A 20,188-nucleotide genomic window follows, 5' to 3' on the forward strand; every position below is an offset into this window, starting at 1 on the left:
TTATATGGAATGCGGATATCATTTAAAATATATTTTTGAGAGTTAGCAATGTCAGAGGTTGCAGGTGTAGATACAGAAATCAAAAAGCAAAATTCTGTGTGCGAGCAGATGCGTTTTAGCGTGAGCCGCACGAGTCTTTTAAATACATTATCCAGAGTAAGTGGAGTGGTTGAAAGGCGTAATGCAATAGATGTTTTGGCGTGTATAAATATCAAAGCACAACACGGCAGCATAAAACTAATGGCAACTGATCTTGACATTTCAATGTTTGCCTCACTTGCTGCAACTATATTAACAGAAGGAGAAGTAAAAATTTCAGCGCATACTTTACATGACATAGTGAAGAAGTTACCCGCTGATTTGGATGTCAATTTTGAAGTAAACAACCAAGGAAAATTATTGATGTCTTGCGGAAATGCGAACTTTTCTTTACCGAATGTAGTTTCAAGCAGCTTTCCTGCTCTTGAAGAAGACAATTATAAACATGATTTTATTCTACTAAATACGGACCTGATAGACTTATTAACTAAAACAAAATTTGCTGTATCACTAGATGATACAAGGTATAATTTAAATGGAATATATCTGCATACGGATGAGCAGTTTCTGTACTGCGTTGCAACTGATGGTCATCGTTTATCGTGTATCAAGAGGCCAAAGCCTGGGAACATCAATGGCGAATTTGGTGTGATCATTCCACGTAAAACTGTTATGGAGCTGTTAAAAATATTGGACGATTGTAATGAAATTAATGTAAAACTCTCAGACAGAAAAATCAAGTTTACATGCGGTGAATATATTCTAATATCAAAATTAATAGATGGAACTTTTCCAAATTATAAAGCAGTTATTCCAGCATCTCAAGATAAGCATATGATTATTGAAAGTAAAAAACTTTTAGATGTTATAGATCGAGTTTCCGTTGTTGTATCTGATAAAGTAAAATCCATTAAATTCTCACTACAAGAAAAGCTGCTAACTCTGCATTCAAACTCCCAAGAGTGCAGTGATGCAACTGAATCCATAGAAGTAGACTACAATGAAGCCCCTATAGAAATAGGGTTCAACTCGCGTTATTTGCTTGATGTTCTATCCTCTATAAAAAATAAATGTAAGTTTAGCTTAGCCGATGGTAATAGTGCTACAATTATCACTGATGAAGATGATTCAAGTGTATTATATGTAGTGATGCCAATGAGAACTTAAACTCGTCATCTCGCTGCTTGTTAGCAAGATCTGGAGATACTGCGGCGGTATGACACTTATTTCACTAAGAACGTTACTTTTTATTAAATTAGTAATCTATCTTTACCAAATACAAGCCAAAAGGCGGCGCGGTAACCCCAGCAGCACTTCTTTTGCATTGGCTTAATATATGTAGCATTTCTTGCGGATTAGTTCTATTTTTTCCAAATTCAACTAAAGTACCCGCAATAATCCTCACTTGGTTATGTAAAAAGGAAATAGCAGATATTTTGATGTGTATATGATCCACGTTTTGTACTATATCGATATCATCAATTGTTCTTATCGGATTTGCGGCGTGACAATCTTTTGAACGGAAACTTGAAAGGTCATGTTTTCCAAGTAGATGTTTAGCAGCTTCACGCATAATATTTACATCAAGTGGGCTAAACACTTGCCATACATAACCAGTCTCCAGAGCAGCAGGAGCATAGCGATTAACTATTCTGTATTCGTAATATCTTTTTTTTGCTGAAAACCGGGCGTGAAACGCATCATCTACAACTTCTACATTGAGCACGACTATAGGAATTGATTTCAGATGATAGTTTATTGCGTTCCTTACTCTGTAAAGCTCAAATTCCCTTCCCATATCGAAATGAGCAACTTGCCCTAAAGCATGAACCCCAGCATCGGTCCTTCCACCACAGTACAAGGCAATTTTCTCACCACTAAAATTAAATATAGCATTTTCTATGGCTTCCTGGATTGAGTTAGCAGAATGTTGTTGCTTCTGCCAGCCAGAGAAACTACTACCATTGTATTCTATCGTTATTTTGTATCGCACTACAAAGTCTATCTAATTTCTATCTTAATATAATTTAAGCAGCCAGTTTCAATGACGTTCTTCGTTATTAAAAAACCCTTGGCAGGTTGTTCGCGTTCGATTATCATGAAAGTTATACAAGTTAATAAATGATCCATGGCAAACAACACAGAAGAAAAAAATAATGATAAGCAAAAAGCATTAGATAATGCAATAAGCCAAATTGAAAAAGCGTTTGGTAAAGGTGCAATAATGAAGCTGAAGCAAAACCCTGTAGAAAAAATAGACACAATATCCACAGGATCAATTGCACTTGATTCGGCTCTAGGTGTTGGAGGTCTGCCAAAAGGACGTATAATTGAAATATTTGGCCCTGAGAGTTCTGGTAAAACCACTCTTGCCTTGCACGTGATTGCTGAAGCACAGAAAAAAGGAGGATCATGTGCATTTATCGATGCAGAACATGCATTGGATGTCTTATATGCTCGTAAACTTGGGGTAAGCACTGATGATTTAGTGATTTCACAACCAGATACTGGGGAACAAGCATTGCACATTGTTGAGTATTTAGTGTGTTCTGGTGCAGTTGATGTGATAGTTATTGACTCTGTTGCAGCATTAACTCCAAGAGCTGAAATTGAGGGTGATATGGGTGATCAGCACATGGGACTGCAAGCAAGGCTTTTAAGCCATGGGCTACGAAAACTAACCTCTGCCGTTTCAAAAGCAAACTGTATATTAATATTTATTAATCAAATTCGTATGAAAATAGGAGTAGTGTACGGAAATCCTGAAACTACCACGGGTGGAAATGCGTTAAAATTCTATACTTCTATAAGGCTTGATATAAGAAAGGTTGGTACAATAAAAGACAAAGAAAATATTACAGGCAATGAAACAAGAGTTAAAGTTGTAAAAAATAAAGTTGCTCCTCCGTTTAGAGAAGCGAAATTTGATATAATGTACAATGAAGGCATATCAAAACTTGGAGAAATAATAGATATGGGAGCAAAGCTTGGTGTGCTTGAAAAAGCAGGTGCTTACTATTCATATAACAATACACGTCTTGGACAAGGAAAAGAGAATGTAAAAACTTACTTAAAAACAAACAAAGAAGTTGCAAGTGAGATAGAAATGAAAATCAGAGATTTGCTCGGAAATTATGATAATTCTATCACAATTGATGAGGATAGTGAGCAACTTTTAGAAGAATCAGTTTTCTAATTTTAGCTATAACATAGTATTTTCAAAAATAAATGATATATGGATAACGCTTTCTTGATTCCAGTGTTATACCAATCTCCACTAATAGATAGACAAATAGTAAAAACTACAAATAATTGAGGCTAGAAAGAATAAATATGTAGTTTATGGCAGGAAAAAGTAAAGCAATAGGAGAAGAACTATATAATCAATGCAAGTTAGAATTAAAAAAATATGGAATAAGAGGAGAGATAGGAAGAAGGTTACAAGCAATAATATCAGCAAAGGAGTATGGTATCTCAAAAGTTGCTAAAATATATAGAATTACGAGAACGACATTAATGAAATGGATTGCAAGATTTAAAGAAAAAGGTGTTATTGGGTTTGCAATACAGCCAGGGCGAGGACCTAAACCAAAACTGAACGAGGAGAAGAAGGAAAAAATAAGAGAGGTAATAGAAGAAGATGGGGCAAATCTGACTGCTAAAAAATTGCAAGGTATAGTTGAAGGAATGTTAGCTATCAAAGTAAGTGAGTCAACGGCGAGAAGGCTTATGAAGAAGCTAGGATTTACATATATCACACCTCGTCCAGCACATTATAAACAAGACAAAAACAAACAAGAGGAGTTCAAAAAAAATCTCAATGAAATTGTGGAAAAGAACCGGAAAAAGGAGGTTTTTTTTCGATGAATCGAGATTTGGAACGCACTCAAAAGTTGGACATGGATGGTTTAAAAAGGGCTCAAGAACACAAGTTAAAGTAAAAATCGGAAGAGAAAACTTCTATCTTTACAGCGCTGTAAATCCCAGGAATGGAGAGGATATTAGCCTACTTGCTCCACATGTAAACACAGATTGCATGAACATATTTTTGGAGCAGATGTCGAAAGATTTGGGGACTAGAGAAGCTTTTCTTATCATGGATTGCGCAAGTTGGCATAGGTCTAAAGGTTTAAAAACTCCTGAAAATATCACCATAATTTATTTGCCGCCGTACTCGCCTGAGCTCAATCCTGTGGAAAGATTTTGGCAACATTTAAAGGAAAATATAATAAAGAACAAGATGTATGACTCTATTAAATTACTTGAAAATGCTGTATCTGAATTTATTCGAGATATTACGGAAAGTTCGATCAAAACCATTTGCTCTGTGAATTATTTGTCTAGTTATTTATGAGGGTTGGTATTAGCTATAGGATAAGAAACTATAGCTGCAAATATCCAAATTGATGTTTTTATCAGTCTTCCAGACTTGGTTTTTCTTCTGATTTTTTAAGTCTTTCTTTATTTAGTATGGAGCTTATCTCTTCCACACTTTTATCAATATCATCATTGATTATTACATAATCATATTTATTACGTTTGCTTATCTCTTTTTGAGCTTCGGCTAATCTGCGCTCTATTTCGCTTGCATCATCACTATTACGCTTTTGCAAACGCAACCTAAGCTCTTCCATTGAAGGGGGAAGTATAAAAACACTCACAACTTTTTTTCTCATAAGCTTGAATAAGTGAAATGCTCCTTGCCAATCTATGCTTAGTAAAACGCTTATTCCACTGCTTAAGTTTTGCTCTATAAAATCTCTTGGTATACCATAAAAATTCTCAAAAACTTTGGCGTATTCAAGCATTTGGCCAGCTTCGCATAACTTGTGAAATTTTTCTTCGGTAACGAAAAAATAGTCTTTTCCATTTATTTCGCCGGGGCGAGGCCTGCGCGTAGTCATAGAAACAGACCTAACTAAACTAGTTGATCGCTCAAGTAATTTTTCTGATATAGTAGTTTTTCCAGCTCCAGAAGGAGAGGATAGAATCAGTAATATGCCCTCACTTTTTACGGTCATTTTTCTTTGCATTTTTTAACATGGCGCTTTTTTGATCAGAGTTTAAAAAGCTAGAACCTTCTAAATTAGAATTTGATAAGTTGGTGCCAATAAGAGAAGAATTATCAAAGACAGTATAGCGCAAATCGGTTTTTTCAAGATTTGCCTTATTCAAATTAACGTTTACAAACTTTGCTCTACTCAATGTTGAATTAGAAAAATCAGCATTTTCCAAATTCATATTCTTAAATTCAAAGTAAGAATAATTTACATCAAATTTTTCACCCTGTGATATTTTCTCTTGCAAATCTCCAATTGAAGTTATAGCATTTTCTAACCCTGCAAGTTTTTTCTGCCCTTGATTGTCAATCAAAATTGAATTATCAAATTTGCAACCTGTTAAGTAAACACCAGCAACTGAGCTTTTATATATGCTTGAAGAGTGAAAAGACATATCACTAATTGTTGAATTACTCAAATTGCTAAGAAAAAAACTAGTTTTCCTAAAGGCATTAGCGTGAAGCAAAGAAGATCTGAAATCGCTTTCAATAAAATTTGAATTAGTTACTTTTAAATTGGACCAGCTCGAATTATCAGCTAATAAATTAAAGAATGTTGAATTTTCTATTTCACTGGAATCAATATTATGGTGAGAAAGTGTACTGTTATAAACTTGAGAGTCTTGGATTTTTATCTTATACATTGAAGTTGTAGAAAGGTCTGAATCTTCTATCTTCGCAGAGGTGAATAGTGAATGGTCAAAAAATGAGCCATTCATGTTAGAATTCGCAACTTTAGTATTATGAAACTTTCCATGATGAATGTCAGCATTAGAGACATTAACTTGATGCAGTTCACTAAAACTAAAATCAATATTGGATAAATCAGCATCCTGAAGATTTGCTTCAGAAACATATACATGTTTTATCTTGGAACCATTTAGTATAGATTGAACAAAACTTGAATTATCGTCATTCACATAGGAAATTTGTGTGTTGCTTAAATTAGCTTCGTCGAAGTTACTGTTAATTATGATAGAAGAATTAAGGCAGGCATCGGAAAGATTGCTACCTGTAAAGTCTGATTCTTTTAACTCTGCACCATATATGTTAGCATTTTTTAATGAAGAAAATTGTATCTTTAATTTATATGCATCCACTCCAAAGAAACTTGCATTATCAAGGTTATTTTTCTGCATAACGGTATCGTTTATTTCACTATCACTAAAATTTACGTAGCTAACATTCGAGTTTGATAAGTTAGAGAGATTCATTTTCACATTCGAGAAATTAGTATGCAAACCAATTACGTTGTGCATACTCGCTTTTTTAAGATCGGAATTGATAAAATCAGCATAACTAACATTAGACTGATCAAATACGATATCTGTTAAGTTTGCAGAAACAAATTTTGTAAAACTCAAATTTGTACCTTTTATTTTAATGCCATGTAAATTAGCATTGGAGAAATTAGCACCACGTAAATCAACATCAATGAAAGACACGTCGGATAAATCAGTATTAGAAAAATCAGCACCAATCAGACTTACTCCATCAAAAACAGATCCACTTAGGTACAATTGGCTAAAATTAGCTCCATTTAAGTTAGAACCAAAACCTTTCTTAAAATCTTCTGGCACGCCATCTTTGTGGCACTGCACCAAAAATTCAGTAAAGTCTTTTTTACTGTAAGATACGTATTTTACATCATGCAGAGCGTTTAAAAAATCACTAATCTGATTTTTTTCATCATTTGTTTCGTTTCCATAACATAAATGACCAACTAAAATTAATATCAAAAATCTAATCATCTTGCTTATCACACTGCGATTCATTGTTTTCTTTCGTTTTCATAGCCCAATCGTACATTGCTGAGCTTTCTTTATTGTCTATTTTTCTATCCTCCAAAAGGTGTGGCATCATTTCGGCAATCACGTTTATTATATTGACCTGCTTTCTTTCGATTGCTATATCAATTGGAGATTGAAAATTATTATTGACTACTCTAAGATCAGCGCCTTGTAATAAGAGGAAGCGCACTATGTCTATTTCACCTTGCTTCACTGCATAAATTAGAGGAGTGTCACCCAATTTATTTCTAAATCTTAGTATCTCTTGAGTTGTTAATCCAATTTTTTCTAGCTTACTTATTACTCCTCTTAAGCAAGGTAAGTTATTTTTCTTAATACAGTAAAAAAATTGCTTACTGTAATCGTCAATAAATACAGTTGTAGGAAGATGCTCATTAAGGCTATCATATTGTCGTTTATATATTGACTTGCTTTGTATATCTTTATGACCCCATTCTTTTATTGGTTCTCTGTTTAGCTTTGTCCATTTTTGTAAATTTTTCTTTTCACTTTGCTCTTCTTCATCTTTTTTAGTTATAGGTTTTACTCTATTGCGGTCCTTAGAATTATTGTTTATTTCTTTCACTTTTTTTTCTTCAGACTGACTTCCTACTTCTTCTTTTTTTTCTTCTGATAATTGACTCGCATCACTTTTTGAAAGTTCATTATCTTTTATATCGATCTTCTGATCAGCTTGTAGATTTTTTTGCGGGTCAGTTGTATTCTCATTTAAATCAGCACTTAAAGGCAAAGGCTCTGGTTTCAAATCTTTATTCACTTCTTTATTGGCCACATTTGGTAAATTTCGAGCAAATTCGCCTGTACTTTCTTCTAGCTGGTCATTTGGCAAATCTTTATCAATCCTTTCACTTTCACTTATAGTTTTTTCAACCACGGAAGCTTTGTCCTCGTTGTGTTGCAGTTTCTCTTTATCGATTAATCTTTTGCTCTCAGCCTCTTGTGTTTGTTTAGCATCGACGTTGCTTTTCAACTCATCTTTTTGATTTGTGCTATCTTGCTTCCTTACACCTACATTTTCGTTTTTATGAACTGATTCAATTTTCTTTTCTTCAAGCTGCTCTACGGCAAACAGGATGGGTGATCCGAATACGACAGCTAATAATATAAAATATAAAATATTCTTCATAAATATCCCAAGCATAAGCTTAATTAAAATGATACTATAATCAAATGATTAATCTACAGTAAAAAATGCCTTAGGGTTTTATTTATCAACTACAACCAGCTAAAGCTGGTGGTATGAAGAGAAGCTTGTAAAGCAGATTATGAGTTTTAAAACTCTGAAATATCAAAATTGGTATCTTTGTTGTGGTGTGTTTCTTGCTCCTCAATGGTAATATTAGAATTTTCTTGTACCCACACTTCAATTTGTTCAAGTTGACTTTGGTTCGATATAGTTTTTCTACGGCGTTGAGGTGAAGCAAACAATTTTTCTTCTCTACCAAATTTTAGATCATACAGTCAGTGCAGTTCTTGAAATGCAGCATATCTTTGCTACATACTGTGCTTTTTTGCTGCAATTACGGCATTTAGTTTTTTTGCAACATATGCGTTATTTCTTACTTTCTTCAGCATTTCTTTTGCTCACTTTTTCATCCAATAATTTTGATCTTAATGCCATTTGTACCTCGCTATTTTACTTCTTTCAGTATGGGCTTTTTCTTCGTTGTTGTCTATCCGCTCTCTGTGCAATGGGAATTGGTATTAGCTATAGTTGACAATAGAAGCAAAAACTCATCATTTTGAAAGAGGAGGAGATTTTTCTGAATCCTGAGCAGGGACTACGTTTGGATTTGAGAATTCTGTTTTAACATATTCACCTTTTTCATTATATAAATCATGGAAATCATTCATTTGCACGTCAGTTTGAACTTCCACTTCCTTAGTCTCTCCTTGGTCCGTTGAAGATACTCCTGCATTTTGAGTAGCCTTTTGTTTTAGTTGTTTATTTTCTTCTTGTAATTGCTTTAAATTTTTCTTTAACTCACCAATCTCTTTTATTTTTTGTTTTAATTGCTTGGATATAGTTAGTTTGTCTCTAGTCAATTTTTTGTTTTCTTGTCTTAATCCACTAGCTATTCTGCTTGAGTTGTTGTTTACAGCTTGTGTACCTTGGTCTTGCTGCTGCATGCTTGTTCCTCTACTTTCATATTCAACTTCAGTTTGAGTTGATGTAGCTGCTGTCTCTTCCTGACCTTTTTCCTGCTGTAATATGTTCTGCAGTTGCTCTAGACTCTCTTTGACAGATGCCAGCTCTTCCTGTGTACACGTTAACATCCCTTCCTTTTCCTTAAGCTGTTGTTTAAGCTTATCTATTTCTGATTGTTGCTTTCTGAACGATGTTGAATCTGTACTTTTTGCTCTTAATTGTCTAAATAAATTTTCCTTTTCTTCTGCCAATTTTTCTATTTGCTCAGTCAGCTTATCTTTATTATCGATAAATTCAATCTCAGCTTGTTTTAGTTTACGGGTTAAATTTTCAATATACTCACTATCTTCGTTTTTTACTTCCGAATACTTTGCCCTTAAATCTTGAAGCTTTCCTTCTAATTTCTGGCTCTCTCTTACTATCTGCTGTATCTTTTCATCCTTCTGCTTAATTTCTTTTCTCAAACTCTCTATTTTCTCATTTTTCTCCACTTCTTCTATCTCATCTGCAAGAGACTTTTTACCTATACCAGATTGCTGAATTGCCATTTCTAAATCTTCTTTTTCTTTGTACAGTTGATTTAATTCCTTAACTGACTCTTGATCCTTTAATTGCTCTTTACTCATAAGCGACTCAATTAAAGTACCTTGTTCCTTTATTCTTTGATTTTTTTTAGATATAACTTGCCGTTGTTCATTAACTTCATCTCTCAAGAAGTCACGCTGCTCTGCAAGTTTGTTAATTTCATTTATAGTCTCATCTACTCCTTTTAATCCTTCTTGTTCATACTTTCTCTCATAATCTTTGTGCATTTTTTGTTTATCGTAGTCGTCGTCAATGTATCCATTAGTGATTTCAAACTCTTCATCATACCAACCCTCATAAATAACTAGACAAATAATTCACAGAGCAAATGGTTTTGATCGAACTTTCCGTAATATCTCGAATAAATTCAGATACAGCATTTTCAAGTAATTTAATAGAGTCATACATCTTGTTCTTTATTATATTTTCCTTTAAATGTTGCCAAAATCTTTCCACAGGATTGAGCTCAGGCGAGTACGGCGGCAAATAAATTATGGTGATATTTTCAGGAGTTTTTAAACCTTTAGACCTATGCCAACTTGCGCAATCCATGATAAGAAAAGCTTCTCTAGTCCCCAAATCTTTCGACATCTGCTCCAAAAATATGTTCATGCAATCTGTGTTTACATGTGGAGCAAGTAGGCTAATATCCTCTCCATTCCTGGGATTTACAGCGCTGTAAAGATAGAAGTTTTCTCTTCCGATTTTTACTTTAACTTGTGTTCTTGAGCCCTTTTTAAACCATCCATGTCCAACTTTTGAGTGCGTTCCAAATCTCGATTCATCGAAAAAAAACCTCCTTTTTCCGGTTCTTTTCCACAATTTCATTGAGATTTTTTTTGAACTCCTCTTGTTTGTTTTTGTCTTGTTTATAATGTGCTGGACGAGGTGTGATATATGTAAATCCTAGCTTCTTCATAAGCCTTCTCGCCGTTGACTCACTTACTTTGATAGCTAACATTCCTTCAACTATACCTTGCAATTTTTTAGCAGTCAGATTTGCCCCATCTTCTTCTATTACCTCTCTTATTTTTTCCTTCTTCTCCTCGTTCAGTTTTGGTTTAGGTCCTCGCCCTGGCTGTATTGCAAACCCAATAACACCTTTTTCTTTAAATCTTGCAATCCATTTCATTAATGTCGTTCTCGTAATTCTATATATTTTAGCAACTTTTGAGATACCATACTCCTTTGCTGATATTATTGCTTGTAACCTTCTTCCTATCTCTCCTCTTATTCCATATTTTTTTAATTCTAACTTGCATTGATTATATAGTTCTTCTCCTATTGCTTTACTTTTTCCTGCCATAAACTACATATTTATTCTTTCTAGCCTCAATTATTTGTAGTTTTTACTATTTGTCTATCTATTAGTGGAGATTGGTATCACCAACCTCGCTCTCAACAGAAAGAGAACTTCTACGCGAACCAGGAGAGGAATACCCACTGCTGCTTGGTGTAGGTGACTGTTGTGGATCTTTTGTAAATATTTCCTCTGCTGGTGCTTGCTGATCGTCCACGCTCTTATCCATGTCAGTAAAAGCTTGATATAGAGTTTTTCCATTGATAAAAACTTCTTTGTTTTGTTCAACTAACTTTGATACCTCTTCTGAGATCGTTATTCCTCCAAATTTTGGTTCATTAACTACCCTTTTTATGCCACTGGAATCTACTTCCACAGTCATGCTACAACTTATGCTATTGCCTTTAGAATCCTTAGCCTGCCAGTTAATGGTCATGTCACATGAGGTTGAGCCAGTAAAATCATAGTGCCTTTCGCTGCCTTTTTTGGTCGCAGTTATTTGACTATCTTCCCCTAAAGATATGTTATAAACCTTACCTTCACTGCTGGCCCTTAAAATATTGCTAATTTCTATTGGTTTTTCTTCATTTTCAAATCTAATTTTGAAGTCATTATCTGTTGTTGAATACGCTAAGAAATTTTGACTAGGCAGAGACGACTTAAGTTCTTTATGCATTGCGTCTATTGATTGCTCAAATTTTTGGAACTCCTTTTCCCACTTTAAATTTATCTGTCCTGTAATGTCCTCATCTTTGCGTAAAGGACCAATAAAGTACCAGATTAAGTTTTTTTCCCCCAATTGTTTTATAGTCTCCTGAAAGCTGCTGCAAGATTCAATGACACTTAAAATATCATTTTTCTTCTGTTCATCTACATCTAAACTTTGACTTTCAGCTATAAATACATTTTCGTTTTCCTGCGGCATAATTTTACATCTTTAAAAGGTATACTATAATATTAACAGATTTTTTTAAAAAGTCAACTAATCGTTGAGTAAATAAACTTGAGCACTTGTCCATTATGTTATATAGTAATTACTCCTTAAGCAATGCAGTATGGACAATACCATTATAAGAAAATACGATATTAGAGGTATAGTAGGCAAAGATTTGCAGATTAATGATGGGTACGAGGTAGGTAGAAAGTTTGGCCAAACCGTAGCTAGTGTTTGTGTCGGCTACGACAGCAGAATAGATTCACCGAGCATAGAAAGAGAATTAATTAGGGGCTTAACTTTATCTGGAGCAAATGTTATACGCATTGGACTGTGCTCTTCACCTATGCTCTACGCTGCAACGCAAATCACACAGGCGGATCTTGGTATCATAATAACTGCCTCTCATAACCCCAGCGAATATAATGGCTTTAAATTTTTTAGTAATAAAAAAGTCTTCTCAGATCAAGAAACAAAGGAAATTATAAGCAATCCAATTAAAGACAGTACAAGAATTGGAAGCTTAATTAACATAAATATATATAGTGAGTACATTAGCATATTGAAAAGTGCAGTGAAGAATAATACTACACAGAAATTAAAAATAGCCTGGGATTGTGGAAATAGTCCAGCAAGTGGAATTATAAGGTATATTGAAAAGATCTTGCCTGGTCATACGCACATCGTAACCAATAACTCTATAGATGGGGCATTTCCACTGCATGATCCAGATCCCATAGAGGAAAAAAATCTTGCTCAATTAATTGATATTGTAAAGGAATATGAATGTGATCTTGGCATTGCGCTAGATGGCGATAGCGATAGGGTGCGCTTAATTGATGATAAAGGCAACGTTGTTTCCAATGACCATTTATTTATGATCTTTGCACGTGAAGTGTTAGAGGAGTATCCAGAAAGCAAAGTTATTGCCAATGTAAAAATGAGTATGAAGGTGCATGATTTTGTTAGTAAGTTAGGAGGGCAAGTTATTACCTGCGCTACTGGACATTCACTAGTTAAGAAAAAGATGGTAGAGGAAGAGGCAAAATTTGCCGGTGAATTAAGCGGGCACTTTTTCTTTTCTGAGCTAGGGTTTGATGATGGGCTATATTCTGCTGTTAAAGCAGTTGACATTTTGCTTAAGAAAAACCAAAGCCTATCTCAGGTAATTGAGGATTTACCGAAGTTATATATCACTCATGAAGTAAAGATTGTAGTGAAAGATGAGAAAAAATTTCAAATAATTGAATCAATAAAGAAAACACTGGAGAAGCAAAATATTGTATTTTCAGATCTTGACGGTGTTAAGGTAAGCGATAACGATAATAAAGGTTGGTGGCTCCTTAGAGCATCAAATACACAAAACTGCATTACAGCAAGATGCGAAGGAGAAACTTTAGAAGGTTTTGAACTTACTAAAAAGGTTCTATTCCATTATATTGATGAAGCAAGGTCTTTAAATTGTAACTACTTACAGAAATAAACTTGATTTATAAAATTGGCATAAAAGCATAAAGATAAATAGGCTAAATGTACTTATCACTAGTCAATCTGGCACATATGGCTTTTTGAGCACTCCCGATGAACATATTTATAAATGGATATTTACTCTTCTTTGTTATTTTTAGGTTTTTCTTGATCAACCACTTCCCCGCCGATCTCTTTTATTTTTAGTATCAACGATTCTGGTACATACATGTCAATTACTTCTTCTGCTGTCACAAATAAAACCTGATAAGAGTGTGAGTTTATTATCCAATTAGGTAATATTTCTTCTGCTTTTATTTCAAAATACTTCTCTTTTTTGCCATATTCTTCTTTGTCATATACTGTGTAACAATATAAGTACACAGCAAAAAATAGTACGTAAGAGAGCAATATTCCTTTAAGTACTCCGAGAGAGATTCCAGTAACTCTATCGATAAATCCCAACCTTATGGGTGATAATACGTACATTAACCAGTTATTTATTATCATCAATATAATATTAAGTATAATAAATACAGAGATTGTAGAAAGTATGTTTAGTGTAACTTTAGAATCACAATATTTACTATAATTTGGAGTGAAAAAATCATAGTGATTAGCTGTCAGAAAAATTGATAAAAATAGAAACATTAGTGCGCATAGCTCTTTTATAAAGCCTCTAGTTACCGAGATTATTACGCATAGAACAACAATGAAGATAATTATACTATCAAAAAGCATGTTTTATATCTATATGGTTTTCAAGATATAATAGTTGTAAATAACAAAGTTGTAAAATTAATTGTATTTATGCTGCATCAATTGATCTAAATACCTAGTGATCATATCAATTTCTAAATTCAGATAATCATTTACTTTGTTATACTGAAGAGTTGTATTTTCCCATGTGTAGGGAATTATATTTACTGTAAATTCCTGATTAATAACTGAGTTCACTGTGAGAGAAACTCCATCTAGTGTAACGGAGCCTTTTTTTGCAATAAATTTAATTAATTCTTGTGGGCATGATAGCTTGATTTCATGAGAATCTAAATTTTGTTCAATTGTTAAAATTTTTACTATCCCATCAACATGACTCTGAACTAGATGGCCATCGATTCTGTCGCTTAGCCTCATTGCTTGTTCGAGATTTATTTTTTTGCCTATCTTCCACGTATTTAAGTTAGAAACCTTTATAGTTTCTTGAGACGTTTGGACTATAAATATATCGCTCATTATCTCAACAACAGTTAAACACACACCAGAGCAAGCTATTGAATCTCCTTTATTTATAGAGGATAAATTTTGTGTTTTGATATGGAAAATTTGATCAGAGTTGGGGTGAGTGGTAGTATCAGTTATAGTTCCGATATCCGTAATAATCCCTTTAAACATATGGTGAAAATAAATAATTTTACCATGAAAAATTTTTTACAACAACTTATTTCTATTTTGTTATAGTTAAAGTAATTCTGGTTTACCGACAATTTAAAAAACGACAAATTCGTCATCCCGCTACGTGTTAGCGGGATCTAGAGATACCGCGAATGAATCGCGGTATGACGCAGGAAAACTGAGTCTGCACTAGCTATAGGTGCGAGAAAGGGGATCGTTTTCACTTACTTGCTTAATAGATTCTATAGAATACTCAGAATATATAAAGCGAGCTAAATTTAAAATACACAACGCAATTAATATTGGCAACCCTATGTTCAATGCTAACCCAATACTTTCTCTTTTTTCTGGTGGCACTAATCCTTTTAACATTGATACTTTTCCTAATGGAAAATGCCATAAGCAAAGTGTTGATGCAGATGCTACTATTATGAATAGACAAAAATAAGCCTTTTTTGAGGAAAATACAGTTTTTAACGGTGATTTGAGTGTAATGTTAGTAACCCCAGTTGCGGATTAATCAATATAGTAAAATCTAGAAATACAGGGCTTTTTAGGCTTCATGGAATATGAAACTAATGTGGAAAAGACGTGCACCAAGAAATTTATTGGAGACCTGTGCCTTGAATGCTCAAGCTCAAGTCTGTCTTTTAGGTAGCCAAAAACTGTTTCAATAATCGACCTTTTTCTTAAAAAAATCTTTTCTTCAAGTAGCATTAATGTGTTTTTCATACCTTTTTTTACTTTGGTAACGAGTTTTAGTCCTCTATCGAAGAGTTTTGCAAAGAGCTCTTTCTTTATATAGCCCTTATCACCAAACAAAAGACCAGTCAGTTTTTCAGTTAATTTTGGTACTGGTTTTCTGTCGTCAACGTTACCTTTAGTAAGTGTAACTCCTTGAATTTCACCTTTTTCATTAATTACCATATGCAATTTAAAACCAAAAAACCAGCCATATGTAGTCTTTCCAAGCTTTGCCAATCCTTTGAAAACTTTGTTTCTTGAGATTCTTTTTGGATGGCAAACAGCGATAGATGTTGCATCTATGTACGAAATCCCTGTCATTTTCGACTGCTCACATAGCCATTGCAAAAGTAATGCTAAATACCATAAAACCCTCGGTTTTAGCCTAATAAATCTACTATATGTTGGCAAATTTTGAAACTCAGATCCATATAGTGCTTTCAAATAATATGTATAGAAAGATTTAAAGTCCTCACATCTAGATTGTTGATAAAGTAAAATTATAGTAAGAATTTCAGAATGCGTAATCTCTGGCGTTCTGGTAGGTTTTTTACTGTTTGGCAGGAGTTTTTCTGCGAAATTTTTGTTTATAGCCTTGCAAAAATCGTCTACAAAGCAAAATAATTCTGTTACATTTTTATTCATGGGTAACCTCTCTACTTTTTGATAATATGTTTCCGGAGTTTACCCTATTTCCCTATCTTTTTCACTGACTTCTAATCCGCAACTGGGGTTTAGTAGGTGTAGCTTCATTTGTTGCTGGTGAAGGATCTTTAATTGGTAAAGGGTTTGTAGACTTATGAGGAGTGTTCTTATGTTGCGTAGGAGGTTGTTGTATATAAACACCTGAAACCAATTTAAGCAATTGCTCTTTTTTTCTATATACTTGTTTTTGTAAATATTCTTTACCTAAAAGTGAGTTATTAAGAGGTTGTGGCCTTTCGAGTATCTGTAATACTTCTGTTATTTCGCCTGGCTCTAATATAGCATGTAATTGTTTATCTTGAAAGTAAACAATATTGAATACTGAGCTGAAAATATTGCGAAATGTTTCTGGATCTTGATTTTTGTATCCACTCATCACTTCAATAAATATTTCATCGAGTTTTTTCCCTCTGCGCTCAATCTGGTTATCTATCATAGCTACTCTAGTATCATTTTGTGCTTGTTTTATGGCTAATTGTTTTTCTTCTTCTGATAGTTCTTGAGCTTGCTTTTTTGACTTCTTTTTCCTGTTGGCCTTAAAATACTCTGTGTGCGAAGTAGTTTGACCTACATTCTGTTCTGCTTCTTGAGGTATTGGATTTCCTATATTACCCCCTGTCACCCAAGTAGCTTGACTACTTGGATTCATGTTTCTTTTTTCCTGGTCAAGCGCTGGAATGATACCAAATGGTATATTGTTGCTCTGTATAGAAGGTTTTGATGTTCTTAAAAGGGATAACCTTATTACTTCATTAAAAAAATTAGATAAGGGAAGGAAGATTCTATATTTTGGTATATTAGCTTTTATTGCAGCAGTAACCACTGGAGCTTTACAATTTACTTTGCTTGCTATGTTAAAGCCAAACGAGCCTGTAAATGGTACAATTTGTCTATTTTGTGCGTTTTTTTGCTTAGTTTCACTTTGTTCTTGTCTGTCTTTATTTTCTGCTTCTTTTACTTGTAGTGTATCTTGACTCTGTTCCTCATTTTCAGTTTTTTCTGCATGTTTTAGCTTTTCATTTAAAAATGACCCTATTTGGTGCAAATTATCTAAGTTAATGTCTTTAACATTTGTCTGTAGTATGATTGTTATTCCTTGCAGAAAGATTTGAGGCGGAGCATTATTTACGAATTCTTCCACAGTTTTATCACTATTAGTTTTACAGTAGTTATTATATAATTCACTGCTTTCTTTTGGTACTTTTATGTTGACTGTAAAATTTTTTTCCCGAGAAAGGCAGATTTTAAAAAAATCAATTAAAGATTTTATTTTTGTATTAAAGGCGTCTTTATCTGTTACTGTTAGCTCAAATGAAAATTCTTGTATATTGCTTTCAATACTTCTTGAGCGAATGGTACTGATCTTAATTATTTTGCTAGAAAATGCTTTACTTATGTTTTTGGATCTTTCCTTAAAGAACTTAGGTAAATCCTCTATTTTGTACTTATTTTTAGTTTCAGTGTCACTGTTGTGCATGGTTGATACAGCAAATTCATCAACGTAAAAGTAAATAAAAAAAATTAATTAGTCAATAAATTAATAATTAGAATAGGACAGTTTTTAGATTGTTGATGCTATTCAAGATTTTACTATAATTAAAGTTTAAATCAGCATTTTTGAGATGAATAAAGAGTTATTAGATGACATACCTTCACTTGAGGATAAAGCAATTTCCGAAATTGAAAGTGCTTCTTCTTTGCAAGATTTAGAAAAAGCTAGGCTATTATATTTGGGAAAGAAAGGTGTAGTTAGAGCTTATTTTGACAACTTAAAAAAGATAGAAAATGCAGGGAAAAAGCGTGATTTAGGTGCAGTTATTAACGCTTTACGTGATAAGATAGATCATCTTATCATGAATAGGGAAAATGTGCTAAAAACAGAAGAAGTTAACTTTAAATTGCAGAACGAGGCAGTTGATATTACGTTGCCTGTTAGACCAGAAAAAATGGGCAAGGTCCATCCACTGAGTAAAGTTATAAGTGAAGTAAAGCTTATTTTTGCACATATGGGTTTTAAAGCAGTTGATGGCCCTGATATTGAAGATGAATTTCATGTATTTGATGCACTGAATACTCCAAGTCATCATCCTGCGCGAGAGGAGCAAGATACCTTCTACTTAAAGAATAAAATAGATGATAAAAGAATGGTACTGCGCACTCACACCTCATCTGTGCAGATTAGAGTCATGGAAAAAACAAAAACTTTCCCAATTAAAATAGTAGCTGCAGGTAGGGTATACAGAAATGACTTTGATGCAACTCACACTCCTATGTTTCACCAGATAGAAGGGTTATATGTCGATGAAAATGTCAATATGGGCCAGTTAAAATTTACTATCCATCACTTCCTTAATAAGTTTTTTGGAGATAAAGGGCTGAAGATACGTTTTCGTAATAGTTTTTTCCCTTTTACCGAGCCTTCTGCAGAAGTGGACATAAGTTATAAAGGTAGTAAATGGATAGAGGTGCTTGGATGTGGTATGGTGCATCCAAATGTCTTTCAAAATGTTGGAATAGACCATACTAAATACAACGGTTTTGCGTTTGGCATTGGTATAGAAAGGCTTGCGATGCTAAAATATCAAATCAGCGACCTAAGAAGCTTTTACGATAACAAAATCAGTTGGCTTGATCATTATGGTTTTCATTTCTCATCTTTAAGATAAGTGATAAATAAAGCTCATACTTTCATCATACTTGCTGCCGGGCATGGCAGGCGGATGAATTCAGATTTGCCTAAGGTCCTACACAAAATAGGCAGTTTTTCTATGCTCCAGCATGTCATTTACAATGCAAAACAGTTAAATCCTGAAAATATTGCTGTTGTAGTTGATCAGCCTTTAATTGAAAAACTAAAGTGCTTTGAGGATATACAGTTAATTACACAAGAATTAACACTTGGCACGGGAGATGCAGTCAAAATTGCAACGAGAAATCTGAAAAACTTGCCAGATTCAAGCGTAGTTGTTGTGCAGTATGGAGATACTCCGCTCATAAAAAGCAGCACAATAACTAAAATGGTTAGCTCTTTAGAAGGCAAGGCTCTAGTTTGCCTAGGTTTTAGGGCAAGCAATAAAGAATATGGTAGGTTAATCATTGAGAATGGTTCCTTAAGAGAAATCATAGAAGCAAAGAGTGATCAAAATAATCATGAAGAGTTTCTTGCCAATGCTGGAATAATGGTTGCATATGCAAAAAATTTACGTGAATTGGTGGAGAAAATAGAGTGCAATAGCTCAACTCATGAATATTATTTGACCGATATAGTTTCCATTGCAGTGAAGAGTAATTTAAATGTCAGTTACGTTATTACCGGTGGAGAAGAAGCAATTGGAATAAATAACAGAAATGACCTTGCAAAAGCTGAGTTTTTTTTTCAAGAAAATCAAAGAAAAGTTTTTATCGACTTCGGGGTAACGCTTGTTGCACCAGAGACTGTTTTCTTTTCTCTTGAGACGCAAATTGCCAGAGATTCAGTGATTTACCCATACGTTTTTTTCGGTCCTGAAGTGAAAATAGAGTCTGGTGCGAAAATACTGCCATTTTCGCATTTAGAAAACTGCTTAATTAAAAGTAATGCTGAGGTCGGTCCATTTACCAGAATACGCGGAAACACAACAATTGATAATAAGGCAAAAATAGGAAATTTTGTGGAAGTGAAAACAAGTGAAGTTGGTCAAAACACGAGAATAAAACACTTAAGTTATATAGGAAATACTAAGTTAGGGCAGGGGAGTAATATAGGAGCAGGCACTATTGTTTGTAATTATGATGGGAAAAATAAACATGAAACAAATATAGGGAGTGATTGCTTTGTTGGCGCCAATAGCTCACTAATTGCACCGCTTAATGTTTGTGATGGCTCTGTAATTGCAGCAGGTAGTGTTATAGTGGAAGATGTACCAGAAAAAAGCCTTGCAATAGCAAGAGAAAAACAAGTGATTAAGAAGATGAAGTAAGTTACTGTAGTTAAATTATTTTTAATGTTAATATGCGTATA

General features: G+C 33.9%; 17 protein-coding genes and 2 pseudogenes. 6 read left to right on the forward strand and 13 right to left on the reverse strand.

What is annotated here, in order from left to right:
- Positions 1 to 48: 48 nt before the first annotated feature.
- A complete protein-coding gene (gene dnaN, locus NBW37_RS00505; protein WP_250296503.1) occupies positions 49 to 1,206 on the forward strand; it encodes a DNA polymerase III subunit beta in 1,158 nt (385 codons plus the stop codon).
- Positions 1,207 to 1,294: 88 nt separating this feature from the next.
- Here dnaN and truA read toward each other — a convergent pair whose 3' ends face one another.
- Positions 1,295 to 2,032, reverse strand: coding sequence for a tRNA pseudouridine(38-40) synthase TruA (truA, locus tag NBW37_RS00510; RefSeq protein WP_250296504.1), 738 nt, complete (start codon positions 2,030 to 2,032; stop codon positions 1,295 to 1,297).
- A 135-nt stretch (positions 2,033 to 2,167) separates the two neighbouring features.
- Here truA and recA point away from each other — a divergent pair, with 135 nt between their 5' ends.
- On the forward strand, positions 2,168 to 3,235 hold the full coding sequence (gene recA / locus NBW37_RS00515; protein WP_250296505.1) for a recombinase RecA: 1,068 nt from the start codon (positions 2,168 to 2,170) through the stop codon (positions 3,233 to 3,235).
- Positions 3,236 to 3,381: 146 nt separating this feature from the next.
- Positions 3,382 to 4,393 (forward strand): IS630 family transposase gene (locus NBW37_RS00520; RefSeq protein WP_250295836.1). Its coding sequence is split into 2 segments (ribosomal slippage): positions 3,382 to 3,894 and positions 3,896 to 4,393, totalling 1,011 coding nucleotides; the frame shifts between segments, so codons are not numbered across the junction.
- A gap of 61 nt (positions 4,394 to 4,454) precedes the next feature.
- Here the strand turns inward: NBW37_RS00520 and gmk are convergent.
- The 7 genes and pseudogenes from gmk to NBW37_RS00555 all read right to left on the reverse strand — a co-directional run bounded on the left by gmk (position 4,455) and on the right by NBW37_RS00555 (position 11,868).
- Positions 4,455 to 5,060, reverse strand: a complete 606-nt coding sequence (gene gmk, locus NBW37_RS00525; protein WP_250296968.1) for a guanylate kinase — start codon at positions 5,058 to 5,060, stop codon at positions 4,455 to 4,457.
- Entirely contained in the window at positions 5,044 to 6,849 is a 1,806-nt protein-coding gene (locus NBW37_RS00530) for a pentapeptide repeat-containing protein (RefSeq protein ID WP_250296969.1), read from the reverse strand. Before NBW37_RS00530 ends, gmk begins: the two co-directional genes overlap by 17 nt.
- Positions 6,842 to 8,035, reverse strand: a complete 1,194-nt coding sequence (locus tag NBW37_RS00535) for an ankyrin repeat domain-containing protein (protein WP_250296506.1) — start codon at positions 8,033 to 8,035, stop codon at positions 6,842 to 6,844. The genes NBW37_RS00530 and NBW37_RS00535 overlap by 8 nt, the downstream gene beginning before the upstream one ends.
- 152 nt (positions 8,036 to 8,187) lie before the next feature.
- Positions 8,188 to 8,530, reverse strand: a pseudogene (locus tag NBW37_RS00540) (IS630-like element ISWpi10 family transposase); the annotation flags it as partial.
- A gap of 116 nt (positions 8,531 to 8,646) precedes the next feature.
- Positions 8,647 to 9,870: a coiled-coil domain-containing protein gene (locus tag NBW37_RS00545; RefSeq protein ID WP_250296507.1), complete on the reverse strand. Its 1,224-nt coding sequence runs from the start codon at positions 9,868 to 9,870 to the stop codon at positions 8,647 to 8,649.
- 67 nt (positions 9,871 to 9,937) lie between these two features.
- Positions 9,938 to 10,949 (reverse strand): IS630 family transposase gene (locus NBW37_RS00550; protein ID WP_250295836.1). Its coding sequence is split into 2 segments (ribosomal slippage): positions 9,938 to 10,435 and positions 10,437 to 10,949, totalling 1,011 coding nucleotides; the frame shifts between segments, so codons are not numbered across the junction.
- Positions 10,950 to 11,010: 61 nt separating this feature from the next.
- The gene (locus NBW37_RS00555) at positions 11,011 to 11,868 is read right to left on the reverse strand and encodes a hypothetical protein (RefSeq protein WP_250296508.1); all 858 of its coding nucleotides are present in this window, start codon (positions 11,866 to 11,868) and stop codon (positions 11,011 to 11,013) included.
- A gap of 130 nt (positions 11,869 to 11,998) precedes the next feature.
- Here NBW37_RS00555 and NBW37_RS00560 point away from each other — a divergent pair, with 130 nt between their 5' ends.
- Entirely contained in the window at positions 11,999 to 13,360 is a 1,362-nt protein-coding gene (locus tag NBW37_RS00560; RefSeq protein WP_250296509.1) for a phosphomannomutase/phosphoglucomutase, read from the forward strand.
- A 122-nt stretch (positions 13,361 to 13,482) separates the two neighbouring features.
- Here the strand turns inward: NBW37_RS00560 and NBW37_RS00565 are convergent, their stop codons facing one another.
- From NBW37_RS00565 to NBW37_RS00585, 5 genes and pseudogenes are all read right to left on the reverse strand, one after another.
- The gene (locus tag NBW37_RS00565) at positions 13,483 to 14,085 is read right to left on the reverse strand and encodes a CvpA family protein (RefSeq protein WP_250296510.1); all 603 of its coding nucleotides are present in this window, start codon (positions 14,083 to 14,085) and stop codon (positions 13,483 to 13,485) included.
- Positions 14,086 to 14,142: 57 nt separating this feature from the next.
- The gene (locus NBW37_RS00570) at positions 14,143 to 14,739 is read right to left on the reverse strand and encodes a riboflavin synthase (RefSeq protein WP_250296511.1); all 597 of its coding nucleotides are present in this window, start codon (positions 14,737 to 14,739) and stop codon (positions 14,143 to 14,145) included.
- A gap of 189 nt (positions 14,740 to 14,928) precedes the next feature.
- Positions 14,929 to 15,240, reverse strand: a pseudogene (locus NBW37_RS00575) (hypothetical protein); the annotation flags it as partial.
- 15 nt (positions 15,241 to 15,255) lie between these two features.
- Positions 15,256 to 16,128, reverse strand: a complete 873-nt coding sequence (locus NBW37_RS00580; RefSeq protein WP_250295817.1) for an IS982 family transposase — start codon at positions 16,126 to 16,128, stop codon at positions 15,256 to 15,258.
- Positions 16,129 to 16,189: 61 nt separating this feature from the next.
- Complete coding sequence (locus tag NBW37_RS00585) at positions 16,190 to 17,665, reverse strand: hypothetical protein (protein ID WP_250296512.1); 1,476 nt, start codon at positions 17,663 to 17,665, stop codon at positions 16,190 to 16,192.
- A 145-nt stretch (positions 17,666 to 17,810) separates the two neighbouring features.
- On the opposite strand from NBW37_RS00585, the gene pheS reads away from it, so the two are divergent.
- Together pheS and glmU are read left to right on the forward strand one after the other, a co-directional pair.
- Positions 17,811 to 18,854 carry a phenylalanine--tRNA ligase subunit alpha gene (pheS, locus tag NBW37_RS00590; protein ID WP_250296513.1) on the forward strand — a complete coding sequence of 348 codons (1,044 nt, stop codon included), beginning with the start codon at positions 17,811 to 17,813 and terminating at the stop codon, positions 18,852 to 18,854.
- A complete protein-coding gene (glmU, locus tag NBW37_RS00595) occupies positions 18,855 to 20,147 on the forward strand; it encodes a bifunctional UDP-N-acetylglucosamine diphosphorylase/glucosamine-1-phosphate N-acetyltransferase GlmU (RefSeq protein ID WP_256466270.1) in 1,293 nt (430 codons plus the stop codon).
- The last annotated feature ends 41 nt before the right edge of the window (positions 20,148 to 20,188 follow it).

This window comes from Wolbachia endosymbiont of Oedothorax gibbosus, assembly GCF_936270145.1.
In the GTDB taxonomy this organism is placed as follows: Bacteria; Pseudomonadota; Alphaproteobacteria; order Rickettsiales; family Anaplasmataceae; genus Wolbachia.

Coding starts and splice junctions, on each gene's coding strand:
- NBW37_RS00555 (WP_250296508.1), bottom strand. CDS start 11,868: ATGCCGCAGGAAAACGAAAATGTATTTATAGCTGAAAGTCAAAGTTTA.
- gmk (WP_250296968.1), bottom strand. CDS start 5,060: ATGACCGTAAAAAGTGAGGGCATATTACTGATTCTATCCTCTCCTTCT.
- dnaN (WP_250296503.1), top strand. CDS start 49: ATGTCAGAGGTTGCAGGTGTAGATACAGAAATCAAAAAGCAAAATTCT.
- NBW37_RS00585 (WP_250296512.1), bottom strand. CDS start 17,665: ATGCACAACAGTGACACTGAAACTAAAAATAAGTACAAAATAGAGGAT.
- NBW37_RS00535 (WP_250296506.1), bottom strand. CDS start 8,035: ATGAAGAATATTTTATATTTTATATTATTAGCTGTCGTATTCGGATCA.
- NBW37_RS00530 (WP_250296969.1), bottom strand. CDS start 6,849: ATGATTAGATTTTTGATATTAATTTTAGTTGGTCATTTATGTTATGGA.
- NBW37_RS00565 (WP_250296510.1), bottom strand. CDS start 14,085: ATGCTTTTTGATAGTATAATTATCTTCATTGTTGTTCTATGCGTAATA.
- NBW37_RS00580 (WP_250295817.1), bottom strand. CDS start 16,128: ATGAATAAAAATGTAACAGAATTATTTTGCTTTGTAGACGATTTTTGC.
- NBW37_RS00560 (WP_250296509.1), top strand. CDS start 11,999: ATGGACAATACCATTATAAGAAAATACGATATTAGAGGTATAGTAGGC.
- NBW37_RS00570 (WP_250296511.1), bottom strand. CDS start 14,739: ATGTTTAAAGGGATTATTACGGATATCGGAACTATAACTGATACTACC.
- recA (WP_250296505.1), top strand. CDS start 2,168: ATGGCAAACAACACAGAAGAAAAAAATAATGATAAGCAAAAAGCATTA.
- pheS (WP_250296513.1), top strand. CDS start 17,811: ATGAATAAAGAGTTATTAGATGACATACCTTCACTTGAGGATAAAGCA.
- NBW37_RS00545 (WP_250296507.1), bottom strand. CDS start 9,870: ATGCACAAAGATTATGAGAGAAAGTATGAACAAGAAGGATTAAAAGGA.